General features: G+C 37.2%; 19 protein-coding genes. All 19 read right to left on the bottom strand.

What is annotated here, in order from left to right; all coding sequences use genetic code 11:
* Positions 1 to 12 precede the first annotated feature (12 nt).
* Positions 13 to 831, bottom strand: coding sequence for a carbohydrate ABC transporter permease (locus tag L8T27_RS11275; protein ID WP_233313589.1), 819 nt, complete (start codon positions 829 to 831; stop codon positions 13 to 15).
* Complete coding sequence (locus tag L8T27_RS11280) at positions 824 to 1,693, bottom strand: carbohydrate ABC transporter permease (protein ID WP_245399982.1); 870 nt, start codon at positions 1,691 to 1,693, stop codon at positions 824 to 826. The genes L8T27_RS11275 and L8T27_RS11280 overlap by 8 nt, the downstream gene beginning before the upstream one ends.
* Before the next feature lie 135 nt (positions 1,694 to 1,828).
* Entirely contained in the window at positions 1,829 to 3,118 is a 1,290-nt protein-coding gene (locus L8T27_RS11285; RefSeq protein ID WP_237941567.1) for an ABC transporter substrate-binding protein, read from the bottom strand.
* Positions 3,119 to 3,285: 167 nt separating this feature from the next.
* Entirely contained in the window at positions 3,286 to 5,049 is a 1,764-nt protein-coding gene (locus tag L8T27_RS11290; protein WP_237941568.1) for a cache domain-containing sensor histidine kinase, read from the bottom strand.
* Positions 5,050 to 5,056: 7 nt separating this feature from the next.
* Complete coding sequence (locus tag L8T27_RS11295) at positions 5,057 to 6,571, bottom strand: response regulator transcription factor (RefSeq protein ID WP_237941569.1); 1,515 nt, start codon at positions 6,569 to 6,571, stop codon at positions 5,057 to 5,059.
* Between the two features lie 355 nt (positions 6,572 to 6,926).
* Positions 6,927 to 8,339, bottom strand: coding sequence for an MDR family MFS transporter (locus tag L8T27_RS11300; RefSeq protein ID WP_237941570.1), 1,413 nt, complete (start codon positions 8,337 to 8,339; stop codon positions 6,927 to 6,929).
* 260 nt (positions 8,340 to 8,599) lie between these two features.
* The gene (locus tag L8T27_RS11305) at positions 8,600 to 10,033 is read right to left on the bottom strand and encodes an MFS transporter (protein ID WP_233313583.1); all 1,434 of its coding nucleotides are present in this window, start codon (positions 10,031 to 10,033) and stop codon (positions 8,600 to 8,602) included.
* Between the two features lie 285 nt (positions 10,034 to 10,318).
* Entirely contained in the window at positions 10,319 to 11,296 is a 978-nt protein-coding gene (locus L8T27_RS11310) for a sugar phosphate isomerase/epimerase family protein (RefSeq protein WP_237941571.1), read from the bottom strand.
* The gene (locus L8T27_RS11315) at positions 11,289 to 11,756 is read right to left on the bottom strand and encodes a C-glycoside deglycosidase beta subunit domain-containing protein (RefSeq protein ID WP_237941572.1); all 468 of its coding nucleotides are present in this window, start codon (positions 11,754 to 11,756) and stop codon (positions 11,289 to 11,291) included. Before L8T27_RS11315 ends, L8T27_RS11310 begins: the two co-directional genes overlap by 8 nt.
* Positions 11,757 to 11,760: 4 nt before the next feature.
* Positions 11,761 to 12,873, bottom strand: a complete 1,113-nt coding sequence (locus L8T27_RS11320; protein WP_233313580.1) for a Gfo/Idh/MocA family protein — start codon at positions 12,871 to 12,873, stop codon at positions 11,761 to 11,763.
* A gap of 302 nt (positions 12,874 to 13,175) precedes the next feature.
* Entirely contained in the window at positions 13,176 to 15,683 is a 2,508-nt protein-coding gene (locus L8T27_RS11325) for a GH39 family glycosyl hydrolase (protein WP_237941573.1), read from the bottom strand.
* A gap of 103 nt (positions 15,684 to 15,786) precedes the next feature.
* On the bottom strand, positions 15,787 to 16,776 hold the full coding sequence (locus L8T27_RS11330; RefSeq protein WP_237941574.1) for a sugar phosphate isomerase/epimerase family protein: 990 nt from the start codon (positions 16,774 to 16,776) through the stop codon (positions 15,787 to 15,789).
* Between the two features lie 25 nt (positions 16,777 to 16,801).
* Positions 16,802 to 17,203: a C-glycoside deglycosidase beta subunit domain-containing protein gene (locus tag L8T27_RS11335; protein WP_233313577.1), complete on the bottom strand. Its 402-nt coding sequence runs from the start codon at positions 17,201 to 17,203 to the stop codon at positions 16,802 to 16,804.
* A gap of 146 nt (positions 17,204 to 17,349) precedes the next feature.
* Complete coding sequence (locus tag L8T27_RS11340) at positions 17,350 to 18,255, bottom strand: sugar phosphate isomerase/epimerase family protein (RefSeq protein WP_248574440.1); 906 nt, start codon at positions 18,253 to 18,255, stop codon at positions 17,350 to 17,352.
* A gap of 37 nt (positions 18,256 to 18,292) precedes the next feature.
* Positions 18,293 to 19,375, bottom strand: a complete 1,083-nt coding sequence (locus L8T27_RS11345) for a Gfo/Idh/MocA family protein (protein ID WP_237941576.1) — start codon at positions 19,373 to 19,375, stop codon at positions 18,293 to 18,295.
* Positions 19,376 to 19,392: 17 nt separating this feature from the next.
* Complete coding sequence (locus tag L8T27_RS11350) at positions 19,393 to 20,178, bottom strand: sugar phosphate isomerase/epimerase family protein (protein ID WP_237941577.1); 786 nt, start codon at positions 20,176 to 20,178, stop codon at positions 19,393 to 19,395.
* Positions 20,179 to 20,379: 201 nt separating this feature from the next.
* Positions 20,380 to 20,925, bottom strand: coding sequence for a hypothetical protein (locus L8T27_RS11355; protein WP_233313573.1), 546 nt, complete (start codon positions 20,923 to 20,925; stop codon positions 20,380 to 20,382).
* Between the two features lie 116 nt (positions 20,926 to 21,041).
* Complete coding sequence (locus tag L8T27_RS11360) at positions 21,042 to 22,607, bottom strand: alpha-L-rhamnosidase-related protein (RefSeq protein WP_237941578.1); 1,566 nt, start codon at positions 22,605 to 22,607, stop codon at positions 21,042 to 21,044.
* A complete protein-coding gene (locus L8T27_RS11365) occupies positions 22,604 to 23,959 on the bottom strand; it encodes a glycoside-pentoside-hexuronide (GPH):cation symporter (protein ID WP_237941579.1) in 1,356 nt (451 codons plus the stop codon). Before L8T27_RS11365 ends, L8T27_RS11360 begins: the two co-directional genes overlap by 4 nt.
* Between the last annotated feature and the right edge of the window lie 124 nt (positions 23,960 to 24,083).

Here is a 24,083-nt window from a genome sequence, read left to right on the forward strand (position 1 = left end):
CTCCCCTTGCTTCTATTTAACTGATCCCATCATGCCGGCAACGAAATGCTTCTGCATGATGAAGAAAATGAATGCTGCTGGTAATGTCGCGATAACAATCGCAGTCATAATTACGCCGAAATCGGGAGAATAGCTCGACCCAAGAACAGAAATCAATAATGGCACTGTTTGGTTTTCTGGAGACTGTAACACAACCAATGGCCATAAATAGCTGTTCCAGCTCGCCATAAACGTGATGATGGCTGCTGCTGCATAAGTCGTTTTCATTGTCGGCACATAAATCCTGAAAAAACAGCCTAGCTCTGTCAAACCATCAATTCTGCCTGCTTCCAAAATATCTTTTGGAAACATCTTTGTGCTCTGACGAAAGAAGAAAATTAAAAATGCAGTTGTAACTGTCGGCAAAATAACAGCTGCAATCGTGTCAATACCTATATATGGCGCAGATTGTGAAATCATGCCAAACATTCTGAACAAAGGCACCATTAACGCTGCAAACGGTATCATCATCGACAGCAGAAGAATGTTAAAAACCATGTCTTTCGCTTTGCTTTTGTAAACTTCAAAGCCATAGCCTGCCAGTGATGCAATCAGCAGTGATAAAACAGTAGTAATGATTGATATTTTCGCGGAATTTATCAACGCTGGAATGATCTCTACTGTTTCAAGCAGGTTTTTGAAATTTTCAACAAAATGCCCACCTGGCAATAGACGCCCCTTTGTAACATCAACTGATTTATTCGTTGCACTGACAATCATCCATAAAAAAGGGAAAATCGAAACGATTGAAACAATCGTTAAAAAACTGTAACTAAATACTTTCTTAATCATTATTGTCACCTGCCACTTTAAACTGGATGATAGAGAAAATAACAATCATAATAACAATGGCATAAGAAACCGTTGCCGCATACCCAAAGTCTGGGGTGTATTTAAAGGAGAGATTATAAATGTACTGGGATATCGTCATCGTGGCGTTCCCTGGCCCTCCCTGGGTTATATTCATAACTTCATCAAACAGTTGGAGTGTGCCAATTGTAGAAGTAATCGATGTAAATAAAATGATCGGCTTCAGCATTGGAATTGTAATCTTAAAAAAGGTTTGAATGCTAGATGCACCGTCCATTTTAGCTGCTTCATAAATAGACTGGTCGACATTTTGTAATGCAGATAAATAGAAAATCATGTTATAGCCAGTCCAGCGCCAAGTGATTGCTGCAATAATGGCGATTTTGGCCCAAAAAGGATCTGTCAGCCACTGAATGGGCTCGGAGATAATAGAAACCTTTAATAAGAACATATTGATAATGCCATCATTACCGAATAAATATTTAAAAATAACCGAGTAAGCTACCAATGAAGTTACACATGGCAAAAAGATAGCCGTCCGGAATACACCTTTAAACTTTAACGTCTTATCATTTAACAGAACGGAGATAAATAATGCCAGCAGTATCATTACTGGAACTTGGATAATGAGATAGATAACCGTGTTTTTCACTGTTGTCAGAAAAGTCGGGTCCTTAAATAACCGGACATAATTATCAAAACCGACAAAGGTCAGGTTAGTGCCTGTTCCTGATTGAAGGGACAAGATAAAAGCTTGCACCATTGGATAAAAATAAAATAAACAAATCATGGCCGCGGCAATAGTTATAAAAGACCAACCGATCGCATTATTTTTTGTGCGCAGGCTTCTGGAAGTTCTTGCTGTCTGAAGATCCTGATTCGTTCTAGCTGGAATCACAACTCAACACTCCTTGCATTCTGTAATAAAAGAGAGCCTTGGTATTTAGTAAGAAAATCCAAGGCTCTAAAGTTTACTCGATTATTTAATCTGCGCCTCTGCCTGCTTTTGGGCATCCTCTAGGGCAGTATCAAGAGCTTTACCTTTTAAGTAGTTTTGAGCCTCTACGACAAGCAGATCTTCAATGGCATATGTGTGCAGTCCATAGTTAATTTGCGGGATTTGCTCTGTCCAGTTCGCAAAATCCGCGATGACTTGCTGACCATTAAAGAAATCATCTGCTTCTTGATATGCTTCACCTTCCACTGCTGGAGAATAAGTGCCGATAGCACCTACTTCTTTATTCAATGTTTGGTAAAAATCAACATTAGAGCCAAACGTTTTCGCTAGGAATTCAGCTGCTTTTTCTTTTCCAGGAACATTTAGAACATACCAAGAGCTTCCGCCTAAGTTAGTAGCATTAATGGAGCTTTCCACATCTGGCAAGCGCGGCATAGAAACAACTGCCCATTTACCAGCTTGAGAGCTTTCTGCTTTAACAGATGGAGTAATCCAGTTTCCTGATGGAACTGTGGCTACTTCACCGCTATTGAAACCTGCTAAAAATTGACTCCAGTCCGAAACAGGTGAAACAATATCTGCATCCAATAGTGCTTTATATGTTTCAAACGCTGTCTTTAAAGCTGTATTTCCCGATAAGTCAGGCGTCACACCATCTTCCTTTGTATACCATGATCCAGCAGACTGAATCATCATACGAATCAAACCAAGATCATTAGGGTCTTGTGTAAGCATGTTTTTGCCTGTTGCTTCCTTCACCTTTTTGCCGATTTCAATATACTCATTCCAATCAATATCCTTTAAGTCATCCACTGTATAGCCAGCTTGCTCTAAATAATCTGTTCTGACATACAAACCTGCTACCCCTGTATCAAATGGGAGACCATAGTTTTTGCCGTCTACACTTGTAGGTGCAATTTTATATTGAGCGAAATCCTCTTGCTTAAAAGAATCACTCAACTCATAGAACATGTCTGGATATGCTTGAAGAAAGCTTTGTGCACGATAATCCTCAATTAGGACTATATTTGGCAGCCCCTTCGTCGTTCCTGAGCTTAAAGACGTATTAAGCTTTTGAATGATATCATCTTGAGCGTTTTCCATTACTTCAATATCAAGGTCAGCATTTTCAGCGGCATAGGAATCTACTGCCAAGTTCATCGCCTTAATGTTGAAGTTAGGATCCCAAGCCCATACCGTAATTTTATTTGTATCCTTAGAGTCTCCTGAAGCATTCTCTGTATTGGAGCCAGATGAACAGGCTGCCAAAAGTAGAACGCTGGCTAGTATTAGTGCAAGAATCTTTTTCATCGATTTCCCCCCAAGTATGAATATTATTTGTAAGCGTTATCACTTACAACTATTATGTTATCATCCTATTGGGGTGCATCGTTAGGAAGATATTTTTGTGTTTTTGTAGTATTTTCACAAAAATGAATCCGCTTCCAATGTTCAAATAGGACTTTTTTTAGATTTTATTATTTTCTTTGAACAGGAAGGGTGATTCGTACCTTTGTTCCTTCGCCAACCTCACTGGAAATTTCCACGCCGTATGATTCGCCATAGATGAGCTGAATCCGCTCATGCACATTTCTTATGCCAATGCCAGAAAACTGCTGCTTCCGTTTTGTTTGCGGAAGATGCTCATCAGCTATTACCATCCCATCCCCATTATCAACAATTTCACAAATCAAACAGTCGCCCTCATGCCATACAAGAACATGAATATACCCTTGCGGTTTATGGATAAAGCCATGAAAAAAGGAATTTTCCATAAACGGCTGCAAAATTAGCTTTGGGATCAGAATGTCGTGACAGTTCGGTGCAACAAAATAATTCACCTTAACGGAATCGCCATAGCGCTTCTGATTAATAAGCACATAATTGCGCAAATTATTTATTTCCTGATCTACGGTAATCGTCTCATTTACATCACCAATTGTATTTTGCAATAAGGATATGAGCGAATTAATCATTGCTTCTGTTTCGGCAATATTGCCTTTACTTGCAATAAATTTAATGGATGCGAGTGTATTGTACAAAAAGTGGGGATTAATTTGCTGCTGTAAGGCAGCAAGCTCAGCATTCCGCCGTTGTTTCTGTGACAGTACGAGCTGATCGACATACTCATGTAATTCATCAAGCATGGAATTAAAGGCAATACCAATCTTTCGAGTTTCATATGTTCCTGAAACAGCAACATATTCATCAAAGTCATAATCTGATGCACTCTCAATTTGTTTGACAAGACTGGACAAAGAATTCGTCAGCCTTCTTGAAACAAGGAGAACGATAAACAGCGCTGCGATAACAATGCTTAATGAAATAAGCATAATTTTTTTCTTATCAATTAAATCACCAAAAGCTGTATGCTTATCAATGATATTGAACATGTACATATCAAAGGCTGGTACATATTCCATCATCATTATTTGCTCCTTACCCATAAACTCCCCTATCAGATAATCATCATGATCACTATTGCCAAGCTCTGAGGCATACTCTTTTAGCTCTTTAGAGGTGCTGCCGACTTTTTCTGACAAGCTGCTTGAGACAATGACGCCTTCTTTATCAACTAAAAAAACATCATTGCCTGGACTTGTATAACTAGAGTAAAATTTCCGAAATTCGTTTTCTCGTATAGATATATAAGCCGCTCCGTAAGTATATCCAGACCTATTCACAAGTCCCCGTGAAGCAACAATATAGCTGCCGCTCTCATCATCATTTAGCCGCTTGTCATATTGATAGATTAATCTGTTCGGGTTTTCAGCCGTTTTCTCCGCTAAACTGCTTTCCTTTAACTCTGTATCAGTAATTGGCCAAAACGTTCTGTCGTTTGTCGCATAGCTCAGACCATTTGCACCAACTACAATAATGCCAACCTCATATGCTGCCATATTGGGTTCAACCCGTTTAATTAATTGGCTCATCTGATAGATGGACTGAAACTGTACTGCATTTGTTTCCCTTTTTTCTGTCAATATGTCCTTTATGGCAATGCTTTGCTGTATGCTGTTAGTTGCAAGAACGACTGAATAATGATATTTCTCGTAACTTTCTTTCACTTGATTCATCACCTTCGCATTCGTAATACTGAATTTATCGAAAAAGAATTGTTCACTCATGCGAATTGTTGTCCATGTGATGGTGATGGATACGATGATGATAATCATTACAGTAATCAAGGACATCGTAATAAATAAATTGCTGTGTCTAAAACGTTCAGGAATTAGCTTCATAGTATGCTCAACTCTTTTCCACCCATTGCCTGCGCCTGAACTGGCTCGGTGATAATCCTGTCATCTTTTTGAAAACTTTACAGAAATAGCTGTGGTCTGAATAGCCGACAATTCCGCTGATTTCTGAAATTGGTGCAGTGCCTGCAACAAGAAGCTTAGATGCCTCTTCTATTCTAACTCTGTTAAGGTACTCGCTGAAGCCTTCTTTCATATGTGTTGAAAAATAGCTGGATAAATAGGATGGATTAAAATGAAAATGCTGCGCTACATTAGTAAGTGTCAAAGGCTCACGATAATGCTCATTCATATATGCAATGATGTTTTTGATATTGACATTTTCCGGCTTCGTTTTTACTGTATTAATTACCGTTTTTGTATCACGCAAAAAACACTCCAGCTTTTTAACAACTTCTTCTGCACTATTTGCCTCTTCTATTCCTTTCAAGTAAACATATTTCGACTGTTCCAAGCTATGAATCTCATATTCCATATTGCTAAGCAGGATGGTGATATTAAAAATAATATTGCTAAAAAAAGACTTATACTCATACACATCCAATGTATACATAGAAGAAATAGCTGCAACATGATCCTCCAAATAAGCAAAAGCAGAATCAAAGCGTTTACATTTAAATTCATTAATAAACCAGTCTAAATGAAATTTCTCCAGGTCTGTCACAGTGATATGCAAATGTTGTACAGTGAGAACCGGAATATCTGGAAAGTAAAAGCTGCATTTTATTAATTTTAGAATTTCTTCTTTATATATCTTTCCTATTTGCATAAAATCCTCAAATTCTCCACTTACTATCAATTGAAGATTGTATTTTATGGCCACTGTGTTTTCCAAAAAAGAGTGCAGTGCTTTAAAATTGTCCCCGTTAATAAGGAGGATGTTGTCTGTAATAAAGCAGATATAGCCTTGTTCGCTTAAACCACTGTTAATCCATGTTTTAACAGCAGAAGACAGTTCTCCTGTTCCGTCTCTCTGCTCAACTGAAACGAGACAATACTTCCTATGCAAAAAGCGATCTGTTAGTTTAAGAGAATGTTCCACTTCATAGCCTGACAGCATTTTTCGGACAGCATTCGCAACAAAGGTATTCAAAGCCTCCTCTTCATCTATTTTGCGAGCAGGCAGCCTTTTTTTCATCTTTCTCAACACAGCTAACAAACTTTCTGCATCTAGCTTTGGCTTTAGAATATAATCTAGAACCCCATTTTGAAAAGTTGAGCGCACATAATCAAAATCGCCAAAGCTGCTTAACACTACCACTTCAATATGAGGATATTTCTCCTTCACAATTCTCGTTAATTCTTCTCCATCCATTATTGGCATAACAATATCAGTAATGATAAAATCCGGCTTTACAACCTCTATTAAATCAAGAGCTTCCTGCCCATGCGCTGCCTCGCCGACAATTTCAAAGCCTTCTTGTTCCCAATTGACGTAATGCTTAATCCCCTGCCTTATCAGAATTTCATCATCAACAATAAGCAATCGGCCTCGTTCTAATGCCATTGGTTTCCCCCCTGACGGTGAGTATGTGTTAACAAAAAGCAGACATTCCCGGCTTATCAATGAAGCCTTTCCTTTAGCTCATTCACTCTAAAAATAGTGTGCTAATTCATCCTATGTAGATTGATCCTTTTATAGGTTTCCTTATATTAGCATCGTTGCAAATTGGTTTAATTGCCCCCTTCCGCCGCTTTCCATTAAGTATATCACGTGTTTTATACGGTATTAACTAAAAAAATGAGAGAACGCATCGGAAAGTTATCGTATTTATCAGCAACAAAAAAAGCATAGTCTTAAGTAAACTACGCTTTTCTTAAACACTTCTGTATTATTATGGACCGCTTGTTTATCTATGCTATTAAGAATTAACAGATACTTCCTTGACCTTCGCTGCTGATTTATCTTTTGGCAGCTTAAGTGATAACAGAAATCCTAACCCGCTAACTACTGTAATAACCAAAAAAGTTATTCCTAACGCCATTTGTTCCGAACTTAAATGGTTGTCAAGGCTTGTGTAAAAAGAGACTAATATCGATATTCCAACAGAACCTGCTATCGAGGTCAAGGTACTATACACAGCTACCCCATGTCTGAATAGGTGTTGAGGCAATATATTCATAGCACCTGTTTGAACTGGCGTCATCAGCATACCAATCCCAACCATTCTTATCGTATATAAGATAACAAGGAGCAGAATTGACTTTTCTATATTTAAGATACTTAAAGGGATTGTACATAGTGTAATAACCCCGAATCCAAGAACGACAAGCAATTTCACCCCAACTTTATCAGTGATTCGTCCAACAAATGGTGATATCAGCCCCATTAATGCCGCACCTGGCAGCAAAATAAGTCCTGAAGTAAGGGCAGAAACTCCCTCCACATTTTGCGTATATAACGGGACAATAGTTTCTGTACCAAACATTGTTCCAAATGCAATCGCAATCAGTATGCTAGAAACTGTAAATGTTTTGTATTTAAATACTCTAAATTCAAGCATTGGCTGAGCAAGCTTTAATTGTCTTTTCACTAACAATATTAGTGCAACAATTCCGATACTGACCCATGCATAAGTAATCAGGCTTCCCCAGCCTATCGATCCTGCAAGACTGAGTCCATATAGAATTCCTCCGAAAGCAAGGCTTGATAATATAATGGAAAGACTATCAATACGCTCATCTTTATTTGTTTCTGTCACATTCTTTAGTGTTACAAGCGAAAAAATTAACACTATTAAAAGCATTGGGAGAGTACCGTAAAACAGATAGCGCCATGATAAAACATCTACAACTCCTCCAGCTAAGGAGGGACCGATTGCAGGGGCAAAACAGATTACTAGAACAAGCAAGCCCATGGCACTTCCCCGCTTCTCTTTTGGAGTTATTGTTAAGATGATATTGGAGACTAACGGCATCATAATGCCCGCACCGATAGCTTGAATAAATCTTGCCATTAGCAGCATCGAAAAGGAAAAGGACAAAGCTCCTAATATAGTGCCTATTAAAAAAATGATTACAGCAGAAAAGAATAATTGCCTTGTTGTAAACCTGGCAATTAAAAATGCTGAGATAGGAACGACAATTCCATTTGTTAGCATAAAGGATGTGATAAGCCATTGTGCATTATTGGCATCTGTATGAAACTCCTCCATAATTTGCGGCAATGCTGTAATTAATAATGTTTGATTTAAGACTGCAATAAAAGTACCGACTAATAATAAGGTCATTAATATTTTTCTGTTGTGTATCGTTATAGTGGTTGATTCGTTCATCTTGTGCCCTCATTTCTGATTACATATAATTTACAACTCTCTTTCATTTTAGCGATTATCTTTTAAAAGGACTTTCTCATCCTTTTTCACAAAGTATTAAATTTTTATCCTTCCTTTACTGCTCCCTTATTTAGATTAAAAATTTATGGTCATTTTTTAATCTCTCGTACAAAGACATAAAAAAACACGCATTTATTTATCCCCTTTGCTTGCTAAAAGAAGGTTCAAAAAGAACTGCGTGTTATGATAACCCTTACATTTTATTTATTGTCTTTATTGAGATGTTTTTCATCTAAGCTTTCTCTAATTTTCGCTGCCTTTTCTTCTGTTAAGCCATACAATTTAACTGGAATAATAGCTAACAAGAACAAGATGGCTGGAGCAATATTAACTACTAGATTGATGCCGTTCATCGCTTCTGCGGTTTGTTCTGCATTGGCAACATACCCAAAAAATCCTAGTAACGAAACAGTTGCTGCACCGCCAATAGCACTGGCAAATTTCGTAGCAATACTCGTTGCAGCGTAAGCGGTACCATCTGCACGCACCCCTTTTTTATCCTCCATTTCATCAATCGCATCAGGCACCATCGCAATTACAAGTGGAATACCGAATTGCGTTAGTCCAAAAATGAATGTCCCTATTAATAGTAACGGTATATTATTAAAATCTACAAAATATAAAAGAAGAAGTGAAAGAGATGCTAAACTGTAAGAGATGTATAACATATTTTTTTTGCCAATGTTTTTAGCAAATCTTGCAAATACGATAATCCCGATAGCTGCGCCTATGGCTGGTAAAGGCATGAATAGCGCAATTAAATCCATCCTTTTTATAACATATAGGTAGTAATAAATCTGCACTCCCATTCTGCCAAAAAAGGCGGTTAAGGAAACTAACAATATAAAGAATATACATATTAAGGATTTACTCGTAACAATAGCTGCAAGGGAATCTTTAATAGATATTTTATTTTTATTTATCGGCTGAACCACTTCCTTACATTTGAAAAATACCATATAAAACAGCGGGATAGCAATTACTGAGAGAACAAGCGCTGTCATGGTATATCCTTTTGCCGTTATTTGCTCTCCTGTGCCTCCACTAAAAAACAAGATTAATGGCATAGAGATAACAGCAAGCAACACACTGCCTAGGTTTGTGAAAAGCATCCTGAAGGAGCTTAATGCTGTGCGTTCACCAGAATCTTTTGACATTACTGCAGCTAAAGATCCATAAGGTAAATTAACAACTGTATATAACAGCCCTAAACCGATATACGTAAACAAAGCCCAGGCAATTTTAGCTTCCGTATTTCCGCCAAAACCAGGAGCTGTGAAGGCAAGTACACTGAATAAAGCGAGAAATGGTGTCCCATATAATATATATGGTCTGAATCTGCCATATTTTGATTTTGTACGATCTGCTAAAACACCAATCATCGGATCTTTAACTCCATCTAAGATTCGAGCAACTAACATAATCATCGCAACAATTGCTGGTGTAAACCCAACTACGTCCGTATAAAAAATCGTAAGATAGGAACCGCTGAAGCTCCAAAATAGCTGACTTGCAAAATCTCCTAAACCATAGCTAATTTTGGTTGAGAAAGACAGTCTTTCCTTATCCTTCACGATTATGCTCTGTGAACTTATACTCTCTGTAACAGCATTACCATCCAAGCCTTTGCTCATTTATACTTACCCCCTTATATTATATAAATCTTCCAAATCAGTTCACTATTATAATCTCTTCCTCTCTGCCTTGTATTTACAATAAGTTAAGCGCTTACTTAATCATATTGTATATACATCACCCTCCTGCAGATATCCTTTTTTTACACTGTTAGCACATGATATTTAATCTAATAAATATCTGTTTTTACAATGGGTTAAAAATTGCATACTGCTTTTACCTAACGTTTTGTCAGCAAAAAAAAGCCCATACTTTTAGTATGGGAGCTTACCGAGCAATCAATATTATACTGTTTGTAGATTTTGTAATATTTTACGTTCCATTTGTAAGTGGCGTTTTGTCATCTCAACAGCATTTTCTGATGCTTCATATTCTGACATAATATAGCCTGTAAATTTAGAATGCTTGATAACTGGCAATATATCTTCATACGGAATACTCGCTTCTTCTAAATGATCATACATATAATGAAACTTCCCATGAAAATATAAGACATGTGGCATTATTTTCGCTAGTCCTGTTAAATCAGGTTCGCGGGTAAACGTTACAAAGCCATACATTCCCTGAAAAGCTCCCATTACCGCCTCATTCGCTCCAGCATTGATTAAACGTTGTCTAGCTTCATTTTGTGGGATGCTGTCATAGCGAAGATTAGCAGCCATTTCTAACAGCTCTAATGGCGCCCCTTTTTCTAATGCTTCATCCCAGTAAACTTTATTTGGCTTTGTTGCAAAACAGCCGAAGTCTGGAACAAAGCCAATATATTTGGATCCTGTTTGCTCAAATATTTCCACATACTCCTGAACCTTTGGAGAAGATGGTGTTTGCGGATTATGAATCTCAACACCTATTTGCACTCCGTAATTCTCAGCATAAGGAATTAATTTCGAAACTGCCGCTGGTGATAAGTGTGGTTGTACCCTCATTAATTTACATCCCAATTTGCTTGCTGTTTTTATATCTAAAATTGTCGACTGCACTAATTCATCATCTGTTAAATCTCTTCCAGTTATGACACCTCGATCAGCACTAGCTCCGTAAGAGACAAAATCAATTCCATAATGATCGGTCATGCTTTTCATTTCATTCACGACTTTTTCACTTGCATATGGGTAAGAAGGCAGCATGGTTGCCCCAACTAGCTCAAAGCCTTCCGCCCCTATTTCTGCCGCTGAACGGATACAATCTTCTAATGATAGCTTGCCTTTTACAAAATCTGTTGAAAAACTAAATAGGGAAACTCCTAATTTTATCTCAGACATCTAATTTAGTTCTCCCTTCCCTCGTATTTAGTGCCAGCGTCTTGCTGCCGCAAGAATCTAATACTGCGTAATTGTGGTTTTCTGTATTTCCAGGAACATACATATATGCATTTCGAAGCAAGAGGGTTACATCAATCTTATAATCCCCCTCTTTTATTCCTCCTGGAGAATAAACTTTAATAGTAGCTGGCTTATCTACATTCCAAAATTCTGAAACTAAATTAGGCAATTGACCTATTGTGAATTCCTTTCCATTAAGACAGAAATTAATATCATTTGAATCAATTATTTTATCGTTTACAGCAATTGATAACTCTTCAATGCAAGATAAGTAATGACCGCGATAATAGCTTAATCTTATTTGAAATTCATAGCCAATCTTTTTTCCATTTATTGTTGTGTTAATTAAACTATTATCTACGACAGTATCAACAAAAGGCAATTTCATTATGAACGTCATCTTGTTACTCCTTTTCAAAAATAATTTCTTTCCCTGTTTCTGCTGACTGGTAAATAGCGTCTAAAATTTTCGTTACGACAAACGCTTCCTCTGGTTTAACAAGGGGTTCTTTATCTTCTCGGACAGCCTCTAGCCATTGCTTTGCTTCGAGCACTTCTGGTGAGTTATTGCTGCCATCGAAATAGGCAATGTTTCCAACCGGTGATCTTCGCTCTTCCACTAATCGTCCATTATGTGTTGTGTTATAAACTAATTCTTTATCCTTATAACCCATGCCCGAAATGATTTCTGCTCCTCCTTTTGTGCCACAAAGAGTAGTTGCCGCTTCTTTTGCGTTTAATATGTTTAGTGCCCAGGAGGATTCAAGGAAAATAGTGGCTCCGTTGTCCATTTTGATATATCCAAATGCTGAGTCTTCTACTTCAAATGTTTCAGGATCCCACGGACCAAATAAATTTCCTTCTGTAGCTTCTGCTAAGCTGCCAAGCTTATTAAATACAGAGCCTGAAACAGAAACCGGCTTATAATTATTCATCAGCCATAAAGTAATATCTAGAGCATGTGTACCAATATCAATTAGTGGCCCACCGCCTTGTTGTGATTTATCAGGAAACACTCCCCAAGTTGGAACAGCACGACGGCGGACAGCATGTGCTTTTGCAAAATAGATATCTCCAAGCTCTTCTTTTTCACAGGATTTATATAAAGCTTGTACTTCCTCTCGAAATCGGTTTTGATAGGCTACGGTGAACTTCTTCCCAGACTTTTTCCAAGCCTCCATCATTTTCGCAGCAGCCTCTGTATTATGAGCCATCGGCTTTTCACACATAACATGTTTTCCTGCCTCAAATGCTGCAACAGTAATCGGACTGTGCATAACATTAGGTGTTAAAACGTGTACAATATCAATAGATTCATCTTTTAATAGTTCCAGATAATTCTCATAAACCTTTGCATCGGTTGATCCAAATTCCGCAGCTGCTTTTTCTGCACGTTCGATATGAATATCACAAAAAGCTACCATCTCACACATCTCTTTAAATTGCGATAATGCTGGAAAATGTTTTTGATTAGCTATTCCGCCACAACCGATAATTCCGATTCGAAGTTTACTCATTTTAAGTCTCCTTTATTTTTCAGGTATATTGGTTCCGCTTACAAAGATAATTTTACCTTTTATTTCAGCATATTCCTTTTCAATTCTTAACATCTCAAACGCAAATTTTGGACTTTTTCTAGGCTCTGTTTCAAATGTAAAACATAAGAGGTTAAAAGTTACGGTGACATTTTTAACCTCTTATGTTTATAACTATTTTTCAGGCAAAGGTTTTTTACACAGCTTGCTCCTATCTTTAAGAACCAATAAAAAAAGAGGATGAAAAATAATGATCATTTTTCATCCTCTTTTCTGGCATCTGCTCATTCTCGATATAATAAATTCAATTCATACAATCTGATTTCATGCGGCTTGAGCTCTGCAGTTATTTTGATTGCATTGTTTTCGACATAAATATGATCAACTTTCATGGAAGGTACACATCTGCGCTTTAAATATCCAACCTCGTCTGGCTTCATATCATAAACAGAACCAAAATTTAACCACTCATCAAGCACACTGCCTTGTTCTCTGTTTAGGATTTGTTCTTTCATTCTGTATTCACCCTTGGTGACACCTTGTATCTCCAATGAAATAGTAAGCTTGTCATTATTTTCAAAAATATCATATTGTTCCTTTATATCCGTGCTTCCTTCTGGATGTAAATAATAGGAATAGTCAAAGTGTTTATAATTAAAGCAGATGATTTGATATCTATCCCCTGATTTTTTGGTGATAATATAGTTCGGTCCCTTGGCAACAAGGATTTCCCCTAAATGTTTTAATAATACAAAGGCATGATAACCAGGTTTTCTGATTCCATTTTTCGTAACGAGCCCTGCTCCTCCATGGAGAAGATTTTTAGCATCTCTAAAATCACTAAAAATATCGGAAAACATCCAATAGCCCATCATATTAACATTTTGTTTAATATTATCTACAATATTCTTCACTATATATGCCGCTTTAAAGCAGCTGTCATTAAGATAATCTCTGTTAGATATGGAAATATTCCACTCTGTTACATTAAGCTCCATATTGTCAAAACCAGCGTTCAGCATAGATTCTCTTACCTGCTTAAGCTTCATCTTCATATAATCAGGATTGGTAGAGAGCATATTCTTTTTAGGAACATTTCTATCTGAATCGACTTCAATGGAGTACAAATAGATCGACAAAAAATCCGGCATTACTCCGTTCAATTTCCACTGTCGAAAGAACTTATCTAATTTTTCCCTTTCTAAATCCATAGGCAATCCACATCCACCAACTTTAGCAGATGAAACAATTTCATTTACCGTCTGTTTTAAGCAGCTGAAAATATTAAAATATCCCTCAAACTGCCCCGGGTCATGCCGGATGTTTTTAACAAAATTATTACTAGGATTCTTTAAATTATGTATAGGATCAATTTCATTGCTCCAAATTTCAAAGTACCATGTTTCCACTTCTTCAATACTATATCGTTCAATACAATGTAATAAAAACGCTCTTAATAATTTCTTCCATTCTTCAAGTGATCTTTTACTGTTTGTTTGAAATGTGATGGTATGCTCAAAAGACTTGGACACTATTTTCGGCTTGGGTCCAAGTTCAATAAACGGTTTTAATCTATTTTTTATTAAAAAATCCAATAACTTATTTATATTTGTAAAGTTGTAAGTGGAATTATCTTTAGAATAGTCGTCCACATGCATTTCATCACTAAATAACCCCCAAAACCTCGCATAAGTAAATCCTATTTCGTTTTGCATAAAAGTGATTTGTTCCTGCATATCTGAGCTTAATATATCGGTTGCATATCCTATATTAATTGTTTTGTTCCAATATTTTGTATAAGCATCCATCTTGCCTAATTTAACTATAATATCCTTTTCTTCAGAAATCTTCTTGGTTGAATCGTCTGCTGTAATTACATCTTCTAAATATGTACGTAATGCTCTAAAAGCCTCTTTTTTTTCAGCTGTTTTATCTTCTTTTAAGATTTCATGTTGTTCCTTTGGTTCTATATGCTGTTTTCTATATTCTATTGGTTTCACCTGAAATCTTTCATTAAAGACTCTATTAAAAGCTGCTAAATTAGGGAAACCATTGTCTAATGCAATTCGGGTAATCGATTTATTTGTGTATATTAACTCATTAACTGCATGTGCTACTCTAACTTTGTTTACATATTCGGAGAAGGTTTTTCCTGTTTGCTTTTTAAAGAACTTCGATAAATACGGCACTGTTATATATTGAATACTTGCAACCTCTTCAAGGGATAATGGCTCTCTAAAGTTATTCTCAATATATTCAAGTATTTCTACTAATCTTTCATTTTGACCATTTTCTGTTGTATAACTTCTTTTTTCAAGCGGCCTGCTATCCTTTAAATACTCTAGCTGAAGGCTAGAAATTACGTTAAACACTTTCTCTAAAAAAAATACCATCGAGGAATTGCGTTGATTTAAGTAAACAGCCAACAGCTCATCTAGGCTGCTTCGCAGTTTTTGATGTGATAAAGCTATCTGTTCTATTGAATTACATTGAAATAATGGATTTTCCTGACCAAGAAGAGAGCAAGTTTGCAAATAATTCAAATGAAAAACGATAAATAAGTTATCAGAATCAGAATGAAAAGAATGCAGCTCGTTTGAATTAACAAGTAGAAAATCAGATTTATTCAGTTCGGTCGTTTTATTGTTCGCTTTTACCTGTAAATTTCCCTTTATGACATAGATTATTTCTATATCCTTATGGACGTGATCAAGGGTACTATTGCCATGCATGACGGAAATAGCTATAATTTTTGAATCTATTGAAGTTTGGACAGTTTGTGTATTAAACATCCTTTAGCCTCCATAGTTATTCTATTTTTTCTTAAAAACTGCCGCTATAATCTTGTTAAAAAAAGGGGAGGACCTGTACTTACTAAACACAAGCCCAAACTTACTATTTATCTAATAAATTACTTAATAAGGTTTGATGATAACTTACCTTTTTAATACTATCGACCTCCATAAAATCTTGTATATGCCGATTCCCTTCATATTCACTATTAATATATCCTTCGTAACCAGCCTCCGCTAATATGTCAATAATCTCCTTATACGGGATACTAGGCTCTTGATAATCCTCTGTCACATCATAAAATTTACCATGGACATGTATGATATAAGGTATATAATTCTTCAAAATATGCGGATCTGTGTATATTAAATGCTTTGCCAATTCAGCATAAGCCAGGTCCACTTTATTGGAATTTTCCATACTAGCAACAATTTCTAATGTTTTATCTTTTTCCACACCGTTAGCATAGTTTTCACTTATAAATTGGATTATTTCCGGTGTGCCACCGTCACGAATATATCTTTGTTCCATAACTGGTGGTATACGTTTAACAAAAATCCCTAAATCCGGCATTATTCCAAACCACTGGGTACCACTGCTAATGATATATTCCATTCTTTCCTCAAACCAAGGAGTTCCGAACGTAAAAGGAGAATGTACTTCCAACGCAATTTTTACTCCGTACTCTTCGGCATAAGGAATACTTGCCTGTACAACTTCTAGAGGTGTTGATACTAAAGTTCTGAGAATCTTAAATCCTAGTTTCTTTGCAAGCTTTAGATCTCTTACCATCATATCTACATTTTCTTCCAATGTTAAAAGTCGATTCGCATACAATTTATTATCTAAAAAGGCATCATACGCAACAGGCTCTACACCATATTGTTCCATCCAGCCAAACCATTGCTCAACAAATTCATCGGAAGCTTTCGGGTATCCAAAAAGCATTTGCTCTGGTAAAAGTTCAATCCCTTTTGCACCAGTTTTGGCAACTTCAGCAATACACTGTTCGAGATTTAATTTTCCTGTATAAAACTCTTCCTGATAACTATATAGTGATACCCCTCTTTTAATATTCGCTTTCTGTGTCATTTTTCCCACCCCCGTCATTAAATAATTAACTAATATTCTCTTCCAGTGTCAGTATCTTTTGATTTTCTCCTATATTTGGCCATGGTAGATAGGAGATTCGCAAACTAACAAATACGCGAACCTGATGCTCTCCTGGGTTTAATCCGCCTTGTTTTCGAACAAATAGTGTTGCTTTTTCGCCAAATTCCCAACGATTATTTATAACGGTTGCTAATTCTTTATAAGGGAAACTGCCGGAATTAACGGTGAACACCATATCATCCTGTAAAAAGGCTGTTCCGTTAACTTCTAGTTCTATATGATTAATTAAAGACAATGCAATACCTCGGTAGTAGGGAATCCGGATTTTCAGCTCAAAACCTATTATTTCACCATTATCTTCTACATTCCTAAAACCTTCCTCACACACTAAATATTGTTCAAACACAGCTTTATACCTCCCTCTAATTTTAGGATGAACCGTTTCACTTAATTTTGTAAGCGCTTTAGTAAATATTTTCTATACTATATCACTTGCTATTTTTTTATACAATTTAATTTCCCATGTTTAAGACTTAGCAGCCAGATATCTGCTTACACAAAATATTGACTTAAATAATTTTTGCTAATGATAATAGAGTCTTTTCTTGATTTTAATGAATCCTCAAATGCTTTATCCTCCACTTCAATCACGGCATTGCCTGTATAGCCGATATCTGTTAGTGCAGATATATAAGTACCCCAATTAACATCACCAAGCCCAGGTAATTTGGGAGATAGATATTCAAGGGGCGCAGCCATAACTCCTACATCATGCAAACGATCTTTATATATTTTCACATCTTTAAAATGCACATGAAAGATTCGATCTTTAAATTCATACACTGGTTTAATATAGTCCATTAGCTGCCAGACAAAATGGGATGGATCAAAATTAAGCCCAAAATTTTTACTTGGAATCAACTCAAATACTTTTCGAAAGATAGCTGGAGTTGTCATAAGGTTTTGGCCCCCTGGCCATTCGTCATTTGTAAAAAGCATTGGGCAATTCTCAATGGCAATTTTCACCCCTAAGTTTTCCGCGTATTCCACAATAGGCTGCCAAACAGCACTTACCATTTTAAGATTTTCAGCTACAGACAGATGCTGATTTCTGCCAATAAAAGTGTTTACGAGATTCACATTGAGTTGTTTAGCAGCCTCTAAACATTTTTTAAGATGAGCAATATAATACTCGCTCTTTTCCTTATCCCTATCAAGAGGATTCGGATAGTAGCAAATAGCAGAGATTTTCACATTTTTAGCTTCCAGATAATTACGGATATAGTCAACATCTACATGTTCCACATCAATATGTGTTACACCAGCATATTTTCGGAACGCTTTTCCCCTTGGCCAAGCACATAATTCCACACATGCAAATCCGTTTTCTGATGCAAAATCTATGACTTCTTCAAATGTACAACCATCTAAAATAGCACTATTAAATCCCAGCTTCATTCCAACTTCTCTCCTTTTTTCAATCATGGTTTTTAACTTAGTTTATTATTCTTACTCTTTTCTCTTTATTTTTAAAAAACACAGGTTCGCCCATACTTGCAGATACATAAATGCGATCGATAATATCCATCATATATACACCATGTTCTGCAGGAGCAGATAATTCTTCAGCAAAAACAATGCTGTTTACAAAGTGTTCAAACTCATTCTTTAGCTTTATGTTAGGATTAAGAATTGGAGTAATATCAACAGTTGTGTCAAGTAATTCAGAAAAAACCTTCAGCTCCCCGTTAATAATGCTTGCTCCTCCATTTGTTCCTAATATTTCAAGGTATGTTTGATCATGTTCAATATTAGAAGCCCAAGCAAATTCAAAATGCACAATAGCACCGGATTGAAGGCTTAGTAAGCCAGCAGCACTATCTTCTACATTAAAAACACCTGCTGGATTTCCACTGTAGCCATTTCTATTTCGAGTAGCTGTTTGGTGGAAATTTTGATAGGTTGCCCCTGTAACATATTTCGGCTCAGGCAGTCCCATTAAATAAAGAGCTAAGTCGAGAAAATGAACACCTAAATCAATCATAACCCCGCCTCCAGCAACCTCCTTATTTGTAAACCAAGTTCCTCTTCCTGGTATGCCGCTTCTTCTAATCCAACCAGTTTTCGCCTTGTATATTTCTCCTAAATAGCCGGCATCAATAAGCCTTTTTAAAAAAACCGCTTCATTTGTAAACCGATTATTTAGGCCAATCATTAACTGTTTACCTGATTTGTTTTTAGCATCGACTATTTTTTGCGCCTCTATAGCATTTAGTGCTAACGGCTTTTCACAATGTACATGGACACCGTGCAGCAAAGCATAAATAGCGATCGGAGTATGAAAGGAATTAGGTGTACAAATGCTAACAATATCTAAATTTTCTTTATCAATCATGTCAGAATAGCTAGTATAGATGTTTTTAACATGATACTTTTTTGCTATCTTATTAGCATGTTCCTGATTGACATCACAAATGGAAACTAGTTCAATATTAGGCAAACTTAAATAATTGCTTAAGTGTTTTTTTTCTGCATTACTGCCGGCTCCAATTAAGCCATATCTTAGTTTCTTAGTCATATTAATCCTCCTGCTCTTTAAAAAATGAGTTTTTTCATAAATTCAATTGTATAATTCACACCACTCTTTCCAAGTTCCCCCGTCCAGATGGGTGAATGCGGTTCAATACTTAATCCCCCTGTATAGCCTTTTGCTCTTAATAAAGAAATAAATGATTTCCAATCAGTTTGGTCCAGTCCAGCCGGAGGATCATCTACTCTTGTTCCATTAACTATTAATGAACCCTTTAAATGAATATGATTAAAACGGTCACCCCAATCTAAAGTCTCCTGTAAATAGTCTCCACCAAAATACCTGCTGTGTGACGGATCGAATTTAATCCCTAAATCTTTTAAATGACCATGAATGATTTTCCAGACTTCCGGATTATGAACAAAATTCACTTTTCTGCAATTATAGGAAGAGATTCTGACTCCCTTTGGCTTTGCATAATCAATGAGAGCAGAAAAAAACGCGATTGCTGAAGAGCAATTATCATAGTAAGATAACTCATCCACATAGTTACAACCGCTTACAAAATTTCCACATTCTAATTCACTTGCAACATCAATTAATTGAAAACACTTCTCTAACTCAGCTTGTATGACATGCCCTTGCTTATCTAAGCGAATGGATTTCCATCTGCCTATGGAAGCAACTTCTATCCCATACTGCTTTTTCCACTTTACTAATTGGTTTCGGTTCTTATGGAACTCAGCAACATCCTGGCCTTCGTTCACGCATAGTTCGATAAAATCTAATTGGCTTTGATTAGCATCCTTAAAGCTTTCTCGGGTGGGTTTCGCGATGATTCCCAGCTTCATCCTTTTCACCTTCTTGAATTAAATTCACTTACATCATTATTTAGCTCTTCCATTAAAATTTTAGACTTTCTTTCGTCCTATTTCTTTCAATCTATTAACCAAAATGTTTCGTTCCTTTATTCAAACTTTTTTAGAATAATGGGCAAAATAAAAAGAGGTTAAAAATTAACAAGGAATTTTTAACCTCTTTCTGTAATAAGCTCAGTCTGTGACAACCTCCACCTTATCAGCTACTCTGTTGTCATCCAAATGAATGACCAACCACTCACTGTCTATAGAAACTAATCCGCGCTCCATCCCAAGATGATAAACAATATTATCATCCTCTTTAAAGTAGTTCATCTCGATATTGCTGCCTAACAAGGCAATAATCTCCTGTTCCTGTTTGCCCTTTAATGGATGGTTTGCTAATAAATCATCAATCATATAGGTTCTTTCTGTCTCATATTGAAGCCATTTATCGGTTGTGAATGTTGATTTGTATTCATTTTGGCCTAACAAATATAAACAAATGATTGGAGGAATGGTAAATAGCAGCAATGATATGCTGTTTGTAAGCGTTAGTTTACCTTTTCTCCTCATTAAGCCTGTAATCCAAATCAGCAATATGGGCACCAAAACAGCAGGAACACTTATGATGCTAAAGGAAGATTGACCAATATTAATGATAAATATACACGCAAAATAAAACAGTACGTAAAATGCTATTCCTAAAAAACGCCATATTAGCTGCCAATCTTGTTGCATTCTTTTCCTCACCTTCTATATTTTTACATCTATACTAAAATAACATAAGAATAAACAATCGGAAACACTCCTTTACAAAAAAAGAGACAATCATGTTGCGATTGCCTCTTACTTTCTTATAAATTGTATTTTCGAATCAAATATGTTGGCGTACAGCTCCATGCATGGCAATAGCTGTTGATAAGATAGCTTCCGTACGGGGAAAATTTCTTGTCATGAGGATTATAAAGCTCCCAGAAGGTATCTGCTCCGTCCTTAATCATGCCTCCCCAATATGCTTTCATTTCCAGAATGGCTCTGTCTTTGTCCCCCGCATGCAGCAATGCTTCGACTAAATGGTGGTACATATACGGTGTTGCAATGCCGATATCTGGGTTTTCTTGAAACAAACGATTTAACAGCTGTCGATTTTCTTGCTGTGGGAGAACACCTGCCAGCACCATCCAAATTTGGCTGGCCCATGAAACTTGGCGGTCTTGCCCACTCACAAAAAATTGCTTCTCTTCATCCCATAGATGCTCTTTTGTTGCTGCCATAATTTCCTTTAGCCGCAGCTTTAAATATTCCGTTTGCTCTGTTTGAAGGATACTTGAAAGCTCTATTGCCTGTTTCATTACATAGATTAAAACCCCTTGTGAAGGTGCTTGCTTGTTCAACCCATCCTGCCAGTCGATGAACGACCACCAGTCAGGAGAGTCTCTAAGAATATCATTTTCATCCAAACGTTCTAAGGCAAGCTCCAGCTGTCTGTATGCAGTCGGCCACAGTTCTTTCAAGGTTTCTAAATCGTTTGTAGCAGCATAATAATCACGTAGTGTTGACAAGAAAAATAACGAATAATCAAATAAATACGTGTCATCAGCAATCAGCTGTGGGGCAACGAATACATTTGCAGCAACTCGGCCGCCTTTATCAGGAACTGCTGCAAACAAATACAGACAGCGTTTCACAAGATCATTTGTTTGAAAAGTTTCATAGTTTGCGAGTGCCTGTAACCGCAGATCTCCCAGCCAGAGGCGGCGGTCGCGTTTTGGACCATCCTCAAATATATCTTGCATGCAATCAGCTAGTGTCTTTATGCTGATTGCATCTAAGCTTTGTAACAGTTGATCTTCATGTAACGTTGCCACCCCTATTTGATTAGCAGAAGTAACGGCCCTGCATTCTACATTTTCAAATGCGACACGGTATTTTAGTGATGTAGCCAAAACTTCTAACTTAACGTACCGAAAGCTGTATCTTCGCGGCAGTGTGATAGCACCTGGGAGCACATCGACATAAACCGTTTCTTCCTGCAGCCATGAACTGCTTAGCCAGCCATCATAATCTGTGAACGGCTCTGCCATTTCAACTGGCATTTCACCGATTGTTAAACGCAGCTTTAGCGGAGCATCGGGAGGGCTTCCGACAGGACGAACATCAAACGAAAGATATCCTACATAGTGGTCGCCAAAATCTAGAATGAAGGAATCGTTTTTACCATAGTCATTTTGCGATAATGCGCTGATTGGTGCGATAAATTCTGTTTTCCATCCATGGATTACAGCTTCATCCGCTTTGACTTTAACCAAAGCTTTAGGACTAACAGCTGTTTCGTGAAGAACAGGCTTTAGCTTTTCTGCGGTTTCTTCGAACCCTTCGTTTCGGACAATCACTTGCTCGTCGATTTTTTGAAAGTTCATATGGCTTCCTCCTTTGTTTCCGTCTTGATGCGGGCATCAATTTCGGCTCTGATTTGCGGATAGATTTTGTCGAGATTATAAAAACGCATAATAATCATCGAAATAATCACACAAATTGCCGGAATAATAAGGTAGCCCATTTTAATTGCCAGCAATGCTTCTTTCGTTTGCACTTCATTCGGCACATAATTCCCCCATGTCAGCATCATGCCAAAAAGGGCGCCGGCAACTGCCATCGTTACCTTTCCGATAAAGCCATTCAACGCACTCAAAATCCCAGCAGCATTGATACCTGTTTTCCACTCCCCATAATCAACAGGGTCTGCCTGCATGGAAAAGTAGATGCTTTGCCGTGCTCCATGGCCAATCGCTGACACAATAGCACCTGTAATAAGAATCGCAATATTGCCGCCTGCCGCCAGCATAATGAAAAGTCCTACTAAATTAACGGCGCTTGAAATCATAAATAGTGTGCGCTTATACATTCTTTTTGCAATAACCGGTGTTAACACCGTGCCGACAATAGGAACGAATGACCCGATACCTGCAATCAGGGCAACAAGGTCTGCTCGGTCTAGATTATAAGTAAAATAATAGATAAGCGCTCCTTGCTGAAAGAAGTAGGCTCCCCACATAAACAAAATATTCACTGCAAAAACATAGTAAGGCTTATTGCCTTTCAATGTAGATAATGCTTGTTTTACAGTTGTTTTTTCTGCTTGTACAACAACCTTCTCGCGCACATTGCGGAATGTGTAGAAGAATAAAAAGCAAGCGATTACAGAAAAGATAACCATTGTCCAAAAGAAGCCTTGAGATTGGGACCCGTTACCTAATGTATTTACCATCGGCATTGTCAGTACACTGACAGCTGTCGAGCCGAACAAGGCAAAGATAATCCGAACAGTTGCAAGCATTGTCCGCTCCTGCGGATCACTTGTCAAGTTCGGCAATATGGACGCCAGCGGGATATTAACCATCGTATAAGCAATCGACAGACCTGTATACGTAATATATGCATAAAGCAGCTTAGAAGCAGGACCCACATCCGGTACATAAAAGGCCAGTATACCAAGCAAAGCAAACGGGATGGCTCCGTATAGGAAATACGGCCGTGATTTGCCCCATTTTGTGTTAGTCTTGTCAATGATGATTCCCATCAATACATCAGCAACACCATCAATTATTCTTGTCAGCAAAAACAATAAGCTTACTTGGGCGGCTGCAATGCCGACAACATCTGTATAATAAAACATTAAATATAATCCAATCATCTGCCAAACGAGATTACATGAAAAATCAGCGGCGCCATAGCCAATGCGCTGACGCCATACACTTACTGCTCCGTTCATTCTCATTACCTCCTGTGATTCAAAAAGTCGAACTAGTTCTTACATTTATTAAAACGCTTTCTGAATACGGATACAATAAACGGTTTACAGATAAAATATGCTCTTTTTACAGATGAGGTCTTAA

Source organism: Niallia sp. Man26 (genome assembly GCF_022049065.2).
Classification (GTDB): Bacteria; Bacillota; Bacilli; order Bacillales; family Cytobacillaceae; genus Niallia.